The following is a 17,364-nucleotide window of genomic DNA, read 5'->3' as shown; positions in this document are numbered from 1 at the left end:
TCGTCCTTGGAGGTGCGGGATTTGGGTGGGTTGCGGGCTTATATCGACGCGATTGGTCGACGGCAAGCGACCGGGACCCAGCCCGGAGGCGCAACGCCTTACGACAATTTCACGTTTCTGAACATAGCCTGAAGGGTTCGTGCGACCATCATTCAGCTGTCATGTCTTAACGTGTTCGGTATCGGGCGAGGACGAGCCAGCAGCGTTCCGGTGGCCGCCCTCTCCCAGCCTCATCCGTCGGACAATTTCGGCGCCACCAACGCTGTCATCCAGGAGACGATCATGTTGCGCAAACTCTCCCTCATCGCGGCGGCCGCCGTTGCCCTCGGCGCAGCCGCCCTCGCCCCGACCGCCGCCTCGGCTCACTGGCACGGTGGCTGGCATGGCGGTGGTTGGCATGGAGGCGGCTGGCATGGCGGTTGGCACCGTCCGTTCTACGGTCCCCGCTTCTTCGTCGGCGGCCCGGCCTACAGCTACGGCTATGGCGGCTGCTATGTGCGCCGCGTGGTTCCGACCCCGTGGGGACCGCGCTGGCGCCTGATCAACCGCTGCTATTGATACGAGCCTCGGCGCGGCACCCGCCCCCCGCCGCACCGAACTCGCATCGCCCCGGCGTCTCCCCCACGCCGGGGCTTTTTTTGTGCAGTTTCAACCTCATTTCGGGGTATTCCGGTCAGGAGCCGGAAACAAATCGAGCGGCCACGACTTGTTACGGCATCGTCCTGCAACTGCTCTTGGAATTCCGTCATGTCTGGCCGCACCGCCAATTTCAGCGAGGCGCTCGATCGCAAGACCAGCCGATCGATCTGCGAGGCCGTCGGCGAGCGCCTGCAACGCAGCCTGCCGCCGGACGGCTCTCACCTGCCGGCTTCCCTTGCGGACCTGATGAACGAGTTGCGCAAGCGCGACGAGGCCGGGACGAGCCTATCCGGCCGCTGAGACCGCGACAAAGCGGTTGCCTTTGGCCGCGCGCGCGGTGACAAGGCGCGCATGCTTTCCATCACCGACATCTCCATCCGCCTCGCCGGACGGCTTCTCATCGACCAGAGCTCGGTGCAGATTCCGCCGGGCGCGCGCGTCGGGCTGGTCGGCCGCAACGGCACCGGCAAGTCCACCCTGTTCAAAGCGATCCGCGGCGAACTGTCGCTGGAGACCGGCAGCATCAGCGTGCCGCCGCGGTGGCGCATCGGCAGCCTGGCCCAGGAAGCCCCGAGCGGGCCCGAAAGCCTGATCGAGGTGGTTCTCCGAGCCGACCTCGAGCGGCACGCGCTGCTGCACGAGGCCGAGACCGCCCATGACGCAGACCGTATCGCCGAGATCCAGACCCGCCTCGTCGACATCGACGCGCATTCCGCCCCGGCGCGCGCGGCCGCGATTCTCAGCGGCCTCGGATTTTCCGCCGCGGATCAGGCGCGAGCCTGCGCCGAATTCTCCGGCGGCTGGCGCATGCGGGTCGCCCTCGCGGCCACGCTGTTCGCCGCACCCGACCTGCTCCTGCTGGACGAGCCGACCAACTATCTCGACCTCGAGGGCACGCTGTGGCTCGAGGATCACCTGGCGCACTATCCGCGCACGGTGATCGTGATCAGCCATGACCGCGATCTGCTGGAAACCTCCGTCGACCAGATCCTGCATCTCGACCGTTGCAAGCTCACGCTGTACCGCGGCAGCTACTCCTCCTACGAGGAGCAGCGCGCCACCCGCGAGATGCTCGATGCCAAGGCGGTCAAGCGCCAGGAGGCGGAGCGCGCGCGGCTGCAGGCCTTCGTCGAGCGCTTCAAGGCCAAGGCCTCGAAGGCGCGCCAGGCGCAGTCCCGCGTCAAGATGCTGGAGCGGATGAAGCCGATCACCGCGCTCGTCACCCAGGACGTGCACGAGATCACGTTCCCCGCACCGGAGCGACTGTTGTCGCCGCCGATCATCGCGGTCGACAACGCCTCGGTCGGCTACGACCCCGCGCAACCGGTGCTCAACCGCGTCACCTTACGCATCGACAATGACGACCGCGTCGCATTGCTCGGCGCCAACGGCAATGGCAAGTCCACGCTGGTGAAGCTCCTCGCCGGCCGGCTTACACCGTTTTCCGGCAAGGTCACGCGCGCCGACAAGCTGTCGATCGCCTATTTCGCCCAGCACCAGCTCGATGAGCTGGACGAGACCGGATCGCCGTATAGTCACGTGCGCAAGCTGATGGGTGACGCGCCGGAGTCGAAAGTGCGCGCGCGCGCCGGCGCGATCGGGTTTTCCGGCAAGGCCGCCGACACGCTGGTGAAGAGCCTGTCGGGCGGCGAGAAGGCGCGGCTGCTGCTCGGGCTCGCGACCTTCTTCGGCCCCAACATGATCATCCTGGACGAGCCGACCAACCATCTCGACATCGACAGCCGCGCCGCGCTCGCCGAAGCGATCAACGAATTTCCCGGCGCCGTGATCATGGTCTCGCACGACCGCTATCTGATCGAGGCCTGCGCCGACCGCCTCTGGGTCGTCGCCGACCGCACGGTGAAGACCTACGATGGCGATCTCGATGACTACCGGCGCATGGTCCTGTCGTCACGCAGCGGCGCCGGCACCCGAGAGACCGAACGTCCGCAGGTGACCGAGAAAGCAGAGCGGCCGCGCGGCGACAACAGGCGGAGCGGGCTGAAGCAGAAGATCACGGCGGTCGAAGCCGAGATCGCCCGCATCACCGAGATCATCGCCAAGATCGACGGCGCGCTGTCGCTGCCCGACATCTTCACACGCGACCCGAAACAGGCGGCGCAATTGTCGAAGGCACGGGCCAATGCCGCCGACGCGCTGGCGCGCGCCGAGGAGCAATGGCTGGAAGCGAGCACGTTGTATGACGAGGCAACCGGCTGATCGAGCAATCCGCGACGAACCAACGTTCGTCCGACGAACTACTCTCTCGGCAACTTCAGCGCACACTCAGGTCGCGCGCTTCTTCGCCTTCGGCTTGGCCGTCTTCGGCGCGGGTCCCGGATCGGGCGCTCGCTCGACCGAGGTCAGGCGGCCAGAGCTGAACGTGTAGACGCCGGCGCGCGCGCCGCGCAGCCAGGTCACCGTGGCCACGCGCTCACCGCCATTGCTCGAGACGTTGACGTTGTCGGGTGCACCGATGCCGCGCACCACGTCGCATTCGGTATGGCCGAGTGCGACGGTGCCGCCGACGGCCGGCGTTGCGGCGGCGGGATCATTCGCCAGCGCGTTCGCGCCCGCAGCACCGGCCGCAGGCGCCATGCCCGGGCACGCGCCTTCGGCGCTCACAAGGTCTTCAGCCGTGACCGGCTTATCCGGCGTCAGCGGCGGCGCGTCGATCGAGATGTTCCTGATGAACAGGCGCTGCGGCCGGTTGAACCACTCGGTGTCCTTGGACAGGAAATCGGGCGTGCTCGAGCATCCGGCGACGACCGGGGCAAGCACAAGGAACGCCAGAGCGCGCGTCAGCTGTTTGTTGTGGTCTCGCACGATGAACCTTGCTGAATTGCAACCTGTGGACACTCTAACGTGTTGTCCCAACATCACTTTGCGGCACGTTCGTGACTTTGCCAACGCTCTGCCGGTAAATCAGCAGTTTATCATGAATCGCGCCGCGCTGCCATCATTGGCGCTTCACGGACTTCCGCATCATTGCCGGCGCTGCCAACGCCCCCGCTCATCCGCCTGCCAGTAGGTGACCTCGAATCCTCGCGATTTGCAATCGGTCCACGCCGATCTCGCAGCCGCGAGCGCGTCCGCATCATCGCCGTTGAATACGAGCACCATGCGCTCGTAGCTGTGCGAGTCCGATGGCAGCGGCGCGTTGTCCACCAGGAAACGGACGTTTGCGCCGTTGGGATTGCTCTCTTCCACCGCGAGCACGATCGGCTGGTCGGCCACATCGGCCACCCGCCAGGTGGCATGCGGCAGAAACGAATCGTCGCGATAGGTCCACAGATGCGCATCGAGCGCATCCGCGCGCTCCTCCGATGTCGACTGCACCACGACGCGCCAACCGCGCTCGAGCGACTTCTCGAGCAGCGGCGGCAGCACGCCTTCAATGGTCATGTTCTGCAGATGGTAGAACAGGACTTCTGTCATCGTCCCGCGTCACGCCTTGGCGCCGGACTTGGCTTCAGCTTTGGCGTCGGATTTGGATTCGTAGGAATCCCACACCAGCCGGTCGAGCAGCCGGACGCCATAGCCCGATCCCCAGCTCTGGTTGATCTCCGATTTCGGCGCGCCCATCGCGGTGCCGGCGATGTCGAGATGCGCCCACGGCGTGTCGTTGACGAAGCGCTGCAGGAATTGCGCAGCAGTGATCGAGCCGCCATGGCGTCCACCGGTATTCTTCATGTCCGCGAACTGCGAATCGATCAGCTTGTCGTATTCGTGGCCGAGCGGCATGCGCCAGACCTTCTCACCCGTCTCCTGCCCCGCCTTGAACAGCTTGTCGGCGAGATCATCATTGTTGGTGAAGAGGCCCGCATGATCGGTGCCGAGCGCGACCATGATCGCTCCGGTCAAGGTTGCCAGGTCGATCATGAACTTCGGCTTGAACTTGGTCGCGACGTACCAGAGCACGTCGGCGAGCACGAGCCGGCCCTCGGCATCGGTATTGATGATCTCGATGGTCTGGCCCGACATCGAGGTGACGATGTCGCCTGGACGCTGCGCATTGCCGTCCGGCATGTTCTCGACCAGGCCGATGGCACCGATCACGTTGGCCTTGGCCTTGCGCGCGGCGAGCGCATGCATCAGGCCGACCACGCAGGCCGCGCCGCCCATGTCGCCCTTCATGTCCTCCATCGAGCCGGCCGGCTTGATCGAGATGCCGCCGGTGTCGAAGCACACGCCCTTGCCGATGAAGGCGACCGGCTGCTCGCCGCGCTTGCCGCCATTATAGTGCATCACGACGGTGCGGCTCGGCCGTGCCGAGCCCTGGCCGACGCCGAGCAGCGCGCCCATGCCGAGCTTCTTCATCGCAGGCACGTCGAGGATCTCGACGGTGACGCCGAGCTTGCGCAAGGCGGCGGCGCGCTTGGCGAACTCCTCCGGGTAGAGCACGTTCGGCGGCTCGTTGACGAGATCGCGCGCCAGTATCACCCCGTCAGTGACGTGGGACCGCGGCGCGAACGCCTTCTTGGCCGCCGCGGCATCCGCCACGGCGATCGAGACATTGGCGCTGACGGCGCCCTCCTCGTCCTTCTTCTTGGTCTTGTAGCGATCGAACCGATAGGCCCGCAGCCGGATCCCGGTGGCCAGCGAGCTGACCTGATCCGGCAACAGCGGTCCCGAAGGCAACTCGGCCAGCACCGCGACCGCTTCAGTTCCGGAGTTCAACTTTCCGGCTAAAGTACCGCCGTATTTAAGAAAATCCTTGTCCTTAAGGTCTGAACCCTTGCCAGTGCCAATGACGATCAAGCGCTGAATCTTGATTCCCTCAGGAGCCAGCAGGTCCAGCACCGCGCCGTCCTTGCCCTTGAACCGGGCTGCGGCGGCCGCGCGCTTGATCAGGTCCGAGGCTCCCCCGAGCGCCTTCTCGGTCGCGACTCCAAGTCGCAGGGTGTCATCGCAGAACGCCACCACGATGCCGCGCGGGGCGGTCGATAGCGGGACGAAGCCGACCTTGACGGCGTCGGACATCAAGCAATCCTCCAAATTTCGACGTGATGAGCCGCCACGTCCGGCCGAAAACCTCAAGGACCAGACGCGGATGGCGGCAGTTCGGAACCCAACTTGGCAGCAGTATGACCTGCCCGGGCCGCGGCTGCCAAGCGCCGCGTGGCGGGCCAGTCACAATCATGAAATTTTGACCGTATTTTCGGGGCGCCACGCCACAGCCATTTTGTCGACGGATCAATGAGATGGTAATGATATTCACTGCTCTTGGAACGTCACGGCGACAGCGGCCTTGGGGGGACCCGTTTCAAGGGGGGCTGCAGCGCTCGTTCCGGGACTGCTGATTGGGGATCGAGCGCAGACGATGGGGTCCATCGACAGGTACATCTTTCGCACGACGCTGGCGTCGTTCGCGTTGGTCCTGGTCAGCCTCACCGGCGTGATCTGGATTACGCAGGCGCTGCGCGGCATCGACCTGATGACCAGCCAGGGCCAGACGATCCTGACCTTCCTCGGCATCACCGGGCTCGTGATTCCCTCCCTGCTCGGCGTCATCGCGCCGATCGCGCTGATGATCGCGGTCTCGCATACGCTGAACAAACTCGCGACCGATTCGGAGATCATCGTCATGAACGCGGCCGGCATGTCGCCGATCCGGCTGTTCGTGCCGTTCGCCTATGCCACCTGCGCGGTGGCCGTGCTGGTGACGGTGATCGCCGCGTTCTTCGCCCCCGACGGCCTGCGCCGGATCAAGCAGTGGGATGCCGAGATCACCGCCGACGTGCTCGCCAACATCCTGCAGCCCGGGCGGTTCGCGCAGCTCGACCAGAACCTGACCATCCGGATCCGCGAGCGCCAACCCGGCGGCGAGCTGTCCGGCATCCTGATCGACGACCGCCGCGACCCCAAGGAGCGAATCACGATCATCGCCGAGAAGGGCACCGTCGTGAAGAATGCCGACGGCTCGTTCCTGGTGCTCGAGGACGGCAATCTGGAACGCTTCGAGCTCGGCAAGCGCGAGCCGGCGATGGTCGCGTTCGCCCGCTACGCCTTCGACATGTCGAAGTTTTCGAATCAGGGCCGCGACGTCACGCTCGGCATCCGCGAGCGCTATCTCTGGGAGCTGATGGCCCCCGCCGAGAACGATCCGATCTACAAGCAGATCCCGGGACAATTCCGCCAGGAATTGCACGACCGCTTCCTGGCGCCGATCTATCCGTTCGCCTTCGCGGCCCTCACCTTCGCATTCCTGGGCGCGCCGCGGACGACACGCCAGAGCCGCAACTTCTCGTTCGGCAGCGCCATCCTCGCCGTGTTCGGCGTCCGCATGGCGGGCTTCGCCTGCTCGGTCATGACGGTGAAGACGCCGATGGCGGCGCTGGTGCAGTACCTCATGCTGTTCGGCGTGCTCGGCCTCAGCATCTGGATCATCATCGGCGGCGTGGTGGTCGAGCCGCCGGCGCGGCTGATGGAAGCCATCAACCGCTCGAACGCGCGGATCGCACGCCTGTTCGGAAGGCCGGCCACCGCATGAGCATGGTCACCAACACGCTCGGGCGCTATTTCGCCGGCCGTTTCCTGGTCTCGGCGGTCGGCGTGTTCGCGAGCATCTTCATCCTGCTCGTGCTCGTCGACTACATCGAGATGGTGCGCAAGACCTCCGGGCTCGCCTCCGCTTCGGCGCTGATGGTGGCGGAAACGTCGCTGTTCCGGGTGCCGCAATTGCTCGAGAAGATGATGCCGTTCTGCGTCCTGATCGGCGCCATGACCTGCTATCTCGCGCTGTCGCGCCGGCTCGAACTCGTGGTGGCGCGCGCAGCCGGGGTCTCCGCCTGGCAGTTCATCGCGCCGGCGCTGGCAAGCGCCATCGTGCTCGGGCTGATGGCCACGACCCTCTACAACCCGATGTCGGCCAATCTGCGCGAGCTCTCCAAGCGCATGGAGGCCGAGCTGTTCGGCGCGGCCCCCGGCGGCGGCGTGCAGGATGCGGCCGGCTTCTGGCTCAACCAGATCAACCCGGACGGCTCCGTGATCATCAATGCCGCCCGCAGCGAGCAGCAGGGCGTCCGCCTGACCGGACTGACCCTGTTCCGTTTTGATACGGACAAGCACTTCAAGGAGCGAATCGAAGCCCGCGAGGCGACCCTCGAAGAAGGCCGGTGGGTCTTCCGCTCGGTGCGCCGATTCTCCCTCGATGCGCCCCCTGTCGACGAACCGACGTTCATTCTTCCGACCAGCCTGACGCCGGCGCAGGTCCGAAACAGCTTCTCCACCCCCGAAACTGTGTCGTTTTGGCAACTGCCGACATACATCCGTTCGTCGGAGAGCTCAGGCTTCGCGACCGCGGGGTACCGACTGCAGTATCATAAGCTGATCGCGCAGCCGTTTTTGCTGGCTGCGATGGTCATGCTGGCTGCGTCCGTGTCGCTCAGGTTCTTCCGAATGGGTGGCGTACAGAAAATGGTTTTGAGTGGCGTGGGCGCCGGGTTTCTGCTCTACGTTCTGTCGAAAGTAACTGAAGATTTGAGCAAGGCTGAGTTGATGAATCCGATCGCTGCGGCGTGGTTGCCGGTGTTCGTCGGCGGCCTCACCGGTTTCATGGCTTTGCTCTACCAGGAGGACGGCTAGTGTCGTTCGTTGCCGTCCGTCAGACAGCGCTCGCCGCGCTTCGGCAGCATGCCGTTGCGCGCCGCGGTTGCGTGCGCGTGCGTCGCGCCGGGTCTGGCGTGCTTGGATTCGTTTTGGCCTGCGGGCTCGGCCTGATGGTTGCGGCTGCGACCGGGGTCGTGGCGCCGAGTCCTGCCGCCGCGCAGGGCTTCACCTACAATCCGCGCCCGCCCAAGGCGCCGCCGCCGCGCGTCGCCAACGACAACCAGATGCTGGTGCAGGCGACCGAGGTCGATTACGACTACAACAACTCGCGCGTGTCGGCGGTCGGCAACGTGCAGCTGTTCTACAATGGCACCTCGGTCGAGGCCGACCGGGTGATCTACGACCAGAAGACCAAGCGTCTGCATGCGGAAGGCAACATCCGCATGACCGACGCCGACGGCAAGATCACCTACGCCAACAGCCTCGACCTGTCCGACGATTATCGTGACGGCTTCGTCGATTCGCTGCGCGTCGAGACCGAGGACCAGACGCGGATGGCGGCGACCCGCGCCGACCGCTCCAAGGGGAATTACACCGTCTTCGAGAACGGCGTGTACACCGCCTGCGCGCCTTGCAAGGACGATCCGAAGAAGCCGCCGCTGTGGCAGGTCAAGGGTGCGCGCATCATCCACGACCAGACCGAGAAGATGCTGTATTTCGAGAACGCCCAGCTCGAGTTCTTCGGCGTTCCCCTGGCCTACATCCCCTACTTCTCGACGCCCGATCCGACCGTGAAGCGCAAGAGCGGCTTCCTGATGCCCGGCGTCACCCAGACCGGCGGCTACGGCTTCGGCGTCGACATCCCCTATTACTGGGCGATCGCGCCGGATTACGACGCGACCTTCACGCCGCGCATCACCTCCAAGCAGGGCGTGCTGCTGCAGACCGAGTTCCGCCAGCGCCTCAGCAATGGCGGCTATCAGGTGCGCCTGTACGGCATCGATCAGCTCGACCCCCAAGCCTTCGCCGGCCAGCCCGGCAACCGCCAATTCCGCGGCGGCGTCGACACCAAGGGCCAGTTCGCGCTCAACGACAAATGGGTCTGGGGCTGGGACGGCATCCTGCTGTCCGACTACATGTTCCTGTCGGATTACCGGCTGGCGCAGTACCGCGACCCGTTCAACTCGTTCATGAGCCTGCCGACCGAGGCGATCTCGCAGCTGTATTTGACCGGCGTTGGCAGTCGCAGCTTCTTTGACGTCAGGGCGATCCACTATCTAAGCTTCTCGGGCAACCAGCAGACCGTGCCGGTGGTCTATCCGGTGCTGGATTACTCGAACGTGCTGAACTACCCCGTGTTCGGCGGCGAGTTCAGCTACAAGACCAACTTCGTCAATCTGAGCCGCCAGACGGCGGTGTTCGATCCGATCACGACCACCGCCAACACCGCCGGGCTGTGTACGACGGTGTCTGCCGATCCGCGGGCGCGTCTGCCCAACCAGTGCCTGCTGCGCGCCACGCCCGGCACCTACACCCGCCTGACTGCGCAGGCGGAGTGGCGGCGGTCGTTCACGGATCCCTACGGCCAGATCTGGACGCCGTTCGCGATCCTGCGCGCGGATGCGATCAACGCCAACGTCTCGAACCAGCCGGGCGTGGGCAACTTCCTGCAGACCGGCGACACCCAGGCGCTGCGGCTGATGCCGACGGTCGGCCTCGAATATCGCTACCCGTTCATCAACGTTCAGCCGTGGGGCACGACGACGATCGAGCCGATCGCGCAAGTGATCATCCGACCGAACGAGACCTACGCCGGCCGGCTGCCGAACGAGGACGCCCAGAGCATGGTGTTCGACGCCAGCAACCTGTTCAGCGTCGACAAGTTCTCCGGCTACGACCGCGTCGAAGGCGGCGGCCGCGCCAATGTCGGCGTCCAGGCGACGACGCAGTTCGACCGCGGCGGCACCATCAACGTGCTGTTCGGCCAGTCCTACCATTTGTTCGGGATGAACTCGTTCGCGGTGCAGGATGCCAACAACACCGCCATCGGCTCCGGCCTGGACAAGAACGTCTCGGACTACGTGGCGCGTGTCGATTACTCGCCGAACCGCACCTACACGTTCAGCATGCGCAGCCGGTTCGACCAGCAGACCCTGAACATCCAGCGCTTCGAGGCGGAAGCCAAGGCGAACTTCGACCGCTGGTCGGTGGCCCTGACCTACGGCAACTATGCCGCCGATCCGGCGCTCGGCTATCTCGACCGGCGCGAAGGCATCCTGGGCAGCGGCTCGGTCAAGGTAGCGCCGAACTGGGTCGTCACGGGTGCGGCGCGCTGGGATCTGGCAGCCAACAAGATCAACCAGTATGTGATCGGCGCCGGCTATGTGGATGATTGTTTCGTGCTGGCCGCCAACTATGTAACGTCGTATAACTATACGGCAGGCACCACTCCCCCCGTTCTGAGCCATGCCTATATGCTCCAGATCGGACTCCGGACGCTGGCCAATTCCTCGTCCACGGGAACCGGGGCTGGGGGCCTTCAGTAGCGCGCGCCGGTCTCCGACGGGCCGCTCCGTGGGGTTCGAAAGTCCCTCGTCGGGAGCCGTGGCGCGGTTTCCAGTTGGATCAATAGCGACAGCGAAGCTTGGTCATGACGATCGCGTTCTCTCCTCGCCTTCGGGCCCTGGCCATCTGCACTCTTGCCGCACTCGTCTGCGGCATCGGAACGATGTCGGCTCGCGCCCAGAGCATCGTCGTCATGGTCAATGGCGATCCCATCACCGACTATGACATCGAGCAGCGCACCAAGCTGAACTTCCTGAGCACGCGCAAGCATCAGTCCCGCCAGGAGATCATCGACGAGCTGATCGACGACAAGGTGAAGATCAAGGAGGGCAAGAAGTACGGCGTCGAGCCGACTGCCTCCGACGTCGACCAGTCGTTTGCCGGCATGGGCTCTCGCATGCGGCTCAACCCGGAACAGTTGACCAAATCGCTGGAGAGCCAGGGCGTGCGGCCGGAGACGCTGAAGGCCCGCATCAAGGCCGAGATCGTCTGGAGCAGCCTGGTGCGCGGCCGCTACAAGGAGCGGCTGCTCGTCTCCGACAAGGACGTCGCCGCGGCTGTCGCCGCCGCCGGCGGCGACGGCGATCAGCAGGGCCAAGCGTTCGAGTACAAGATGCAGCCGATCGTGTTGATCGTGTCGAACTCCTCGAACCAGGGCTTGATGGAGGCACGTCACAAGGAGGCGGAGGCGCTGCGCTCACGGGTGCAGACCTGCGCCGAAGCCAACAACATCTTCAAGACGACGGCGAATGCGGTCATCAAGGAGATCGTCGTCAAGACGTCCGCCGACATTCCGCCGAATCTGCGCAAGCTGCTCGATGACACGCCGATCGGCCACCTGACTCCGCCGGAAGCGACACGGCAGGGCATTCAGATGGTGGCGCTCTGCTCGCGGACTCCGACCACGATCGACACGCCGAAGAAGCGCGAGATCAAGGAGCAGATGTATACCAAGAAATACGAGGCCACCTCCAAGGCCTATCTGCAGGAAGTCCGCAAGGCGGCGATGATCGAATATCGCTGATGACGAAGCCGCTCGCGCTGACCCTGGGGGAACCGGCAGGCATCGGCCCCGACATCACCCTGCAAGCGTGGCTGCGCCGCACCGAGCTCGGACTCCCCGCCTTCTACGTGCGCGGTGATCCGGCCTTCCTGGCTCAGCGCGCCAAGCTGCTCGACCTCCCCGTCACTGTGGACGAGGTTCGTCCCGAACAAGCGGCGCAGGCGTTTGCGACCGCGCTGCCCGTGGTCTCCACCGGGCACGCCGTGACGGCCCTGCCGGGCCGCCCGGACATGACGAGTGCCGAGGCGGCCATCGGCTCGATCCGGGAGGCCGTGGCCGACGTGAGGGCCGGACGCGCCAGCGCCGTCGTGACCAACCCGATCGCCAAGGCCGTCCTCTACCGCGCCGGCTTCTCGCATCCCGGCCATACCGAATTTCTCGCCGAGCTCGCCGCCGATGGTGGGGCCACGCCACAGCCGGTCATGATGCTGTGGTCGCCTGTTCTCGCCGTGGTGCCGGTGACGATCCACGTCGCGTTGCGCGATGCGATCGAACAGCTGACGAGCCCGCTGATCACGTCGACGACGCGAATCGTCGCGGCGAGCCTGCGTCGCTATTTCGGCGTGGCGCGGCCCCGCATCGCCATGTCGGGACTCAATCCGCATGCGGGCGAGGACGGCACGCTCGGCGGCGAGGAGGACACGATCATCGCGCCGGCGATCGCGACGTTGCGCAACGCCGGGCTCGACGTGAAGGGACCGCTGCCGGCAGACACGATGTTTCATGAAGCTGCGCGCAAGACCTATGACTGCGCCATCTGCATGTACCACGATCAGGCACTGATCCCGATCAAGACTCTGGCGTTCGACGAGGGCGTCAACGTGACGCTCGGCCTGCCCTTCATCCGCACCTCGCCCGACCACGGCACGGCCTTCGACATTGCCGGCAAGGGCACCGCCAATCCGGCGAGCCTGATCGCGGCGCTCGAGCTCGCGGCGCGCATGGCCAGCCAGTCGTCATGAGCGCGATCGACGACCTCCCGCCGCTGCGCGAGGTCATTCGCGAACATCAGCTGTCGGCGCGCAAGGCGCTCGGTCAGAACTTCCTGCTCGATCTCAATCTCACCGCCCGGATCGCGCGCGCCGCGGGTCCGCTTGAGGACGCCACGGTGGTGGAGATCGGCCCCGGCCCGGGAGGCCTGACGCGGGCGCTGCTCGCGCTCGGCGCGCGCCACGTGATCGCGGTCGAGCACGACGAGCGCGCGATCCCAGCGCTGCAGGCGATCGCTGCGCGCTATCCGGGGCGGCTCGAAATCGTCTGCACCGACGCCCGCACCTTCGACGTCCGGCCCTATCTCGGCAGCACCAAGGCGAAGATCGTCGCCAACCTACCCTACAACATCGCCACGCATCTCTTGATCGGCTGGCTTTCCGTAGAGCCGTGGCCGCCCTGGTACGACATGATGGTGCTGATGTTTCAGCGCGAGGTCGCCGAGCGCATCGTCGCGCGCGAGAACGAGGACGCCTATGGCCGGCTCGGCGTGCTCGCCAACTGGCGCTGCGAGACCAAGATCCTGTTCGACATCTCGCCGTCGGCCTTCGTGCCGCCGCCGAAGGTCACCTCGTCGGTGGTGCGGCTGGTGCCGCGCCCTTCGCCCGAACCATGCGACCGCCGCGCGCTCGAGCAGGTCGCGGCCGCCGCCTTCGGCCAGCGCCGCAAGATGCTGCGGCAGAGCCTGAAGTCGCTGCCGGCGGATCCCGTGCGGCTCGCGGCCGCCGCAGGCGTCGATCCCACCCGCCGCGCCGAGACCATTCCGGTTTCCGGCTTTGTTGCCATGGCCCGCGAATTGACCAATAGTCGCAACGAGAACAAGTCTTAATCAACAAGCATTTCAGGGAGTTTCATCATGGCGTTGATGCGCCGTCAGTCGCTCGTCAAGTTCGATGCACCGCTGTGCGAGACGATCGTCGAGACGCCGAAGCCGCAAGGCCGGGAAGTTCTGGTTCGCATCGAGCGCTGCGGCCTGTGCCACTCCGACCTGCATATCCAGGACGGCTATGCCGATCTCGGCAATGGCAAGCGACTCGACACCACACGCGGCATGACCCTGCCCTTCACGCTCGGGCATGAGATCGCCGGCGTCGTCGACGAGGTCGGACCCGATGTGCCGAAGGAGCTGATCGGCGCGCGCCGCGCAGTGTTTCCGTGGATCGGCTGCGGCCAATGCCGCGATTGCGCCAATGGCGACGAGAATTTGTGCGCCAAGCAGCGCTTCCTCGGCGTCTCCATCGACGGCGGCTTCGCCACGCACGTGCTGGTGCCCGACGCGAAATATCTGCTGGAGTATGATCCGCTGCCGGTCAACCAGGCCGCGACGCTGATGTGCTCCGGCGTAACGGCCTATGGCGCGCTCAAGCGCCTCGTGGATCGGCCGCGCCAGCGCAATCTGCTGCTGATCGGACTCGGCGGCGTCGGCATGATGGGCCTGTCGTTCGCGCAGGCGATGTTCAAGCAACCGATCTCGGTGGCCGACCTCTCGGCGGCTGCGCGCGAGACCGCGCTGAAGAATGGCGCCGCGACGGCCTACGATCCGGCCGAGCCGGATGTGATCAAGCGCATCCTCAAGGAGACCGAGGGCGGCTTCGACGAGGTCGTCGATTTCGCCGGCAACGAGAAGTCGATGGCCTTTGCGGTGTCCGTCGTTGCACGCGGCGGCAAGATCGTCGTCTCCGGACTGATGGGCGGCCAGTTCACCCTGCCGATGGTTCAATGGGTGTACAAGCGCATGACCATCGAGGGCTTCATGGTCGGCACGCTGGCCGAGGCGCACGAGTTGATGGCGCTCGCGCGCGCCGGCAAGATCAAGCCGCCGCCGATGCGCGAGGAGCCGATGGCTGACGTACAGAAGTGGATCGATGCGCTGCGCGCCGGCCATGTGGTCGGACGTGTGGTGCTGACGAACTGATCCGTCGCCTGTTGCGACATCGGACGCGGCGGCGGTGCTGCACCGCTGCCGCTGCTGCCAATCATTTGTCCACAAACGCAGAGGTTGTCGGTGTAACGCCCTTAATCTCTGAGGGTGAAAAACCGGGTCCATCTTCACCGATGTGACCGATTTGGCGCGATAGCGCGGCCAAAATCGCGGCGCGATGCAAATCCTCTTGTGGGAAAAAAGCCGCACTCGGACACGAAAGGATCGAGACAGAATTAATCCGGAATTGCGGCTCATTGCCACCCAACTTGTCTCCGAGAACGCGCCGTTGCGTAAGCGTATCCGGAGTCTTCAATGGCAAGCCGAACGGCAGGAGTTGCATTTGCCATTGCTGCCGGAATCGCTGGCACCGTCGTGCTCGTGCTGCCGCGCGTCGTCTTCGCGGCGGAGGAATGTCTGACCGAGCCGACGGGAGAGAAGTCCGACGCGCAACGCTGGTACTATCGTTTCGATCGTGGCACCAATCGGCGTTGCTGGTATCTGAAAGACGCCAACGGCAACCCCCGTGACGCCGCGGCACCGATACGGACGACGCAGCAGCCGGCTCCCTGGGACTTCGCCCAGCCCGCTCCACCCAAACTGACGCCAAGACGCACCGATGGCCCGGTCGTTCGCACCAGCGATGCCCTCGCAGAAGCGCCGCAGCCGCGGCTGCGTACCGATCTCGCCGTGCGAGGCACGCCGAAGCCGCAGACCCTCGCCACACGGACGACGCTGACGGCGTCGGACGCCAGCCTGCCGCGCAGCCTCGATAGCTCGCCCTGGCCCTCTGCCCCGCCGCAACAGGCTGACCCGATTGCGGCCGATGCGCCGCCGCCGGCAATGGCCGACGACGGCAATGTGGAGCCGGACGCGAATGCGGCGCCGCCTGCCGACGGGCCGATCATCGCACCCAAGCCGAGCAAGCCCGAAGCGCCCATCCACGTGCTCATGCTCGTGGTGATCGGCGCACTCGCGATTTCAGGACTGCTGGCGAGCGCGCTCTATCGGCTCAGCCGGATGGGACGGCGGCAACGGCGCAACGGCAGCTGGCACGCGGACGCAGTACGGATGCGCCGTAGTCGCATCAAACCACGGTCCAAGGCGCCGCAGGGCGGGATGCGTGCGAACCGCGGCAGCATGCCGGCGGCACCATCCCATCCAGGCGGCAGCCGCGGCTCTCAGCCGGCTTCGGCGCTCGACCTCGCCAGCGCGCGGCTGTCCGCTTCAACGGACCAGATCGACCCCCGTGCACAGCGACCGGCGCCGTCTCCCCAGCATCAGGATCACCCGGCCGTGGCCGCACGCCGACGCGACCGGGACGCGGCTGCGGAGATGCAACGGTCGCAGTCCACCGACGCAGTGTGGCAGGCGGTCGATGAGCTGGTGGATCGCGCAGCGGTGCGCCGGGCTGAGCCTTCCGGGGCACAGGCCGCTGCGGCCAACGTGCAGCCATCGCCGGTTGCCGCAATTACCCCATCGCCTGCTGCTCCGGCGCAAGCACAACTGACGGCTGCCCAGATGGCCGCGGCGCAGGCCACTGCCACCAAGATTGCAGCAGCCCAGGCGAGTGCCGCAGCCGCCTCGCAGCGCTCGCCGACCTATGCGGCGCCGACCGCACCCGCCGAGCCCTGGCCGGCTGCGCAGCGAGTTGAACCTGCGAATCCCACCCGCGTCCAGGCGGCCGCACCGATGCCGCCACCCGCCCCGCCACCGACGCAGGCTGCCACGAGCGCCGCCCCACCCGCCCCTGTCGACGTCAGCGAAATCGTGTCGGCGCTGCGCAAGGCCCGCAGCAGCGAAGCCGCGTCCCCCTCTGCCGGCGCCCCGGTCGACGCCGCCAAGGTGATTGCCGCGCTGCTGGTATCGCGCGCGGCCAAGCGGCGTACCACGCAACCCGGCGAGGCTGGCGATGCTCCGGCTGCAGCGGTCCTCGCTGAGACGGCTCCGCCAGCGCATGAGGACGCGGCACCCCAGACCACGCCGGCGTCGCAACACCTGACGAACCGTCTGCGTGGCGGCCAGCCGGCCGCTCAGCCCGTTCCCGCGATGCCCGATCAACCCACGCGCGCGCCGTCGACGACACCAGCCGATCCAGCGGCCGCACTGATCGAGACGCTTCGCGCGCATGCGGCACGACAACCGGCCCCTCAGCCTGACGATGACATCGCCATGGCCGGACCCGCGATGATGTCGGAGGCCCCTGCCGCCGAAGACGATGAGTTCGACGATCCCGCGGCGGCGCTGATCAACCTTCTGCAGTCGCGCTTTTCATTGCCCGAAGACGAGCTGGAGGCAGAGCCGCAGCAGGAGGAGCACGAGGAGTTCTCCGTCGAGGCTCAGCAGAACGTCGCGCACATGCATGATGATCCCGCGGCCCGACTGATGAGTCTCCTGGAATCGCGGTCGTCGATCCCCGCCGCGCTCCCCATCGACAGACCGCAGGCGCAGCGGCCGCAGCAGCAGCGCCCCCTGTTCGTGCCGACGCCGTTCGAGGACCCGGCGACCCCGCCGCTCGACTTCATTCCGCGGCCGCCCGCGCTGCGGCCGCGGCCGCGCAACATTCAGCAGGATGAGTCGCTCGACGGCATCCAGGACATCCTGGCGCGCCTCGGCCGACGGGCGTGACAGGCGC

At 66.1% G+C, this 17,364-nt stretch carries 14 protein-coding genes; 11 read left to right on the top strand and 3 right to left on the bottom strand.

The genetic code is table 11. The features are described from left to right. Positions 1–282: 282 nt before the first annotated feature. The 3 genes from QX135_RS21120 to QX135_RS21110 all read left to right on the top strand — a co-directional run bounded on the left by QX135_RS21120 (position 283) and on the right by QX135_RS21110 (position 2,859). Entirely contained in the window at positions 283–558 is a 276-nt protein-coding gene (locus QX135_RS21120) for a sulfur globule protein precursor (protein ID WP_315739457.1), read from the top strand. A gap of 189 nt (positions 559–747) precedes the next feature. Next, entirely contained in the window at positions 748–939 is a 192-nt protein-coding gene (locus QX135_RS21115; protein ID WP_315739415.1) for a hypothetical protein, read from the top strand. Positions 940–990: 51 nt separating this feature from the next. Next, positions 991–2,859 carry an ABC-F family ATP-binding cassette domain-containing protein gene (locus QX135_RS21110; RefSeq protein WP_316182521.1) on the top strand — a complete coding sequence of 623 codons (1,869 nt, stop codon included), beginning with the start codon at positions 991–993 and terminating at the stop codon, positions 2,857–2,859. Positions 2,860–2,925: 66 nt separating this feature from the next. On the opposite strand, the gene QX135_RS21105 is transcribed toward QX135_RS21110, so the two are convergent. The 3 genes from QX135_RS21105 to QX135_RS21095 form a co-directional block, all read right to left on the bottom strand. Beyond that, positions 2,926–3,420, bottom strand: a complete 495-nt coding sequence (locus QX135_RS21105; RefSeq protein ID WP_315777511.1) for a hypothetical protein — start codon at positions 3,418–3,420, stop codon at positions 2,926–2,928. A 204-nt stretch (positions 3,421–3,624) separates the two neighbouring features. Then, a complete protein-coding gene (locus tag QX135_RS21100; RefSeq protein WP_315739413.1) occupies positions 3,625–4,077 on the bottom strand; it encodes a DNA polymerase III subunit chi in 453 nt (150 codons plus the stop codon). Positions 4,078–4,086: 9 nt separating this feature from the next. Further along, entirely contained in the window at positions 4,087–5,622 is a 1,536-nt protein-coding gene (locus QX135_RS21095; RefSeq protein WP_315798807.1) for a leucyl aminopeptidase, read from the bottom strand. Between the two features lie 340 nt (positions 5,623–5,962). On the opposite strand from QX135_RS21095, the gene lptF reads away from it, so the two are divergent. From lptF to QX135_RS21055, 8 genes are all read left to right on the top strand, one after another. Beyond that, on the top strand, positions 5,963–7,132 hold the full coding sequence (gene lptF / locus QX135_RS21090) for an LPS export ABC transporter permease LptF (RefSeq protein WP_315749956.1): 1,170 nt from the start codon (positions 5,963–5,965) through the stop codon (positions 7,130–7,132). Next, complete coding sequence (gene lptG, locus QX135_RS21085) at positions 7,129–8,226, top strand: LPS export ABC transporter permease LptG (protein ID WP_315739410.1); 1,098 nt, start codon at positions 7,129–7,131, stop codon at positions 8,224–8,226. Before lptF ends, lptG begins: the two co-directional genes overlap by 4 nt. Next, positions 8,226–10,736 carry an LPS-assembly protein LptD gene (locus QX135_RS21080; RefSeq protein WP_316182524.1) on the top strand — a complete coding sequence of 837 codons (2,511 nt, stop codon included), beginning with the start codon at positions 8,226–8,228 and terminating at the stop codon, positions 10,734–10,736. Before lptG ends, QX135_RS21080 begins: the two co-directional genes overlap by 1 nt. 104 nt (positions 10,737–10,840) lie before the next feature. Then, positions 10,841–11,779: a SurA N-terminal domain-containing protein gene (locus tag QX135_RS21075; RefSeq protein ID WP_315739408.1), complete on the top strand. Its 939-nt coding sequence runs from the start codon at positions 10,841–10,843 to the stop codon at positions 11,777–11,779. Then, positions 11,779–12,780: a 4-hydroxythreonine-4-phosphate dehydrogenase PdxA gene (pdxA, locus tag QX135_RS21070; RefSeq protein ID WP_315777488.1), complete on the top strand. Its 1,002-nt coding sequence runs from the start codon at positions 11,779–11,781 to the stop codon at positions 12,778–12,780. The genes QX135_RS21075 and pdxA overlap by 1 nt, the downstream gene beginning before the upstream one ends. Further along, positions 12,777–13,637: a 16S rRNA (adenine(1518)-N(6)/adenine(1519)-N(6))-dimethyltransferase RsmA gene (gene rsmA, locus QX135_RS21065; RefSeq protein ID WP_316182527.1), complete on the top strand. Its 861-nt coding sequence runs from the start codon at positions 12,777–12,779 to the stop codon at positions 13,635–13,637. Before pdxA ends, rsmA begins: the two co-directional genes overlap by 4 nt. Positions 13,638–13,664: 27 nt before the next feature. Continuing rightward, a complete protein-coding gene (locus QX135_RS21060; protein WP_316182529.1) occupies positions 13,665–14,723 on the top strand; it encodes an alcohol dehydrogenase in 1,059 nt (352 codons plus the stop codon). A gap of 321 nt (positions 14,724–15,044) precedes the next feature. Beyond that, a complete protein-coding gene (locus QX135_RS21055; RefSeq protein WP_316182531.1) occupies positions 15,045–17,357 on the top strand; it encodes a hypothetical protein in 2,313 nt (770 codons plus the stop codon). The last annotated feature ends 7 nt before the right edge of the window (positions 17,358–17,364 follow it).

This window comes from Bradyrhizobium sp. SZCCHNR1098 (assembly GCF_032489375.1).
Lineage (GTDB): Bacteria > Pseudomonadota > Alphaproteobacteria > Rhizobiales > Xanthobacteraceae > Bradyrhizobium.
The sequence above is the reverse complement of the archived record's forward strand: the minus strand, read 5'-3'. Positions and strand labels throughout refer to the sequence as shown.

Excerpts from the sequence above, each read along its gene's own strand:
- QX135_RS21120 (WP_315739457.1), top strand. The coding sequence starts at position 283 with ATGTTGCGCAAACTCTCCCTCATCGCGGCGGCCGCCGTTGCCCTCGGC.
- QX135_RS21115 (WP_315739415.1), top strand. The coding sequence starts at position 748 with ATGTCTGGCCGCACCGCCAATTTCAGCGAGGCGCTCGATCGCAAGACC.
- QX135_RS21110 (WP_316182521.1), top strand. The coding sequence starts at position 991 with ATGCTTTCCATCACCGACATCTCCATCCGCCTCGCCGGACGGCTTCTC.
- QX135_RS21100 (WP_315739413.1), bottom strand. The coding sequence starts at position 4,077 with ATGACAGAAGTCCTGTTCTACCATCTGCAGAACATGACCATTGAAGGC.
- QX135_RS21095 (WP_315798807.1), bottom strand. The coding sequence starts at position 5,622 with ATGTCCGACGCCGTCAAGGTCGGCTTCGTCCCGCTATCGACCGCCCCG.
- lptF (WP_315749956.1), top strand. The coding sequence starts at position 5,963 with ATGGGGTCCATCGACAGGTACATCTTTCGCACGACGCTGGCGTCGTTC.
- lptG (WP_315739410.1), top strand. The coding sequence starts at position 7,129 with ATGAGCATGGTCACCAACACGCTCGGGCGCTATTTCGCCGGCCGTTTC.
- QX135_RS21075 (WP_315739408.1), top strand. The coding sequence starts at position 10,841 with ATGACGATCGCGTTCTCTCCTCGCCTTCGGGCCCTGGCCATCTGCACT.
- pdxA (WP_315777488.1), top strand. The coding sequence starts at position 11,779 with ATGACGAAGCCGCTCGCGCTGACCCTGGGGGAACCGGCAGGCATCGGC.
- rsmA (WP_316182527.1), top strand. The coding sequence starts at position 12,777 with ATGAGCGCGATCGACGACCTCCCGCCGCTGCGCGAGGTCATTCGCGAA.
- QX135_RS21060 (WP_316182529.1), top strand. The coding sequence starts at position 13,665 with ATGGCGTTGATGCGCCGTCAGTCGCTCGTCAAGTTCGATGCACCGCTG.
- QX135_RS21055 (WP_316182531.1), top strand. The coding sequence starts at position 15,045 with ATGGCAAGCCGAACGGCAGGAGTTGCATTTGCCATTGCTGCCGGAATC.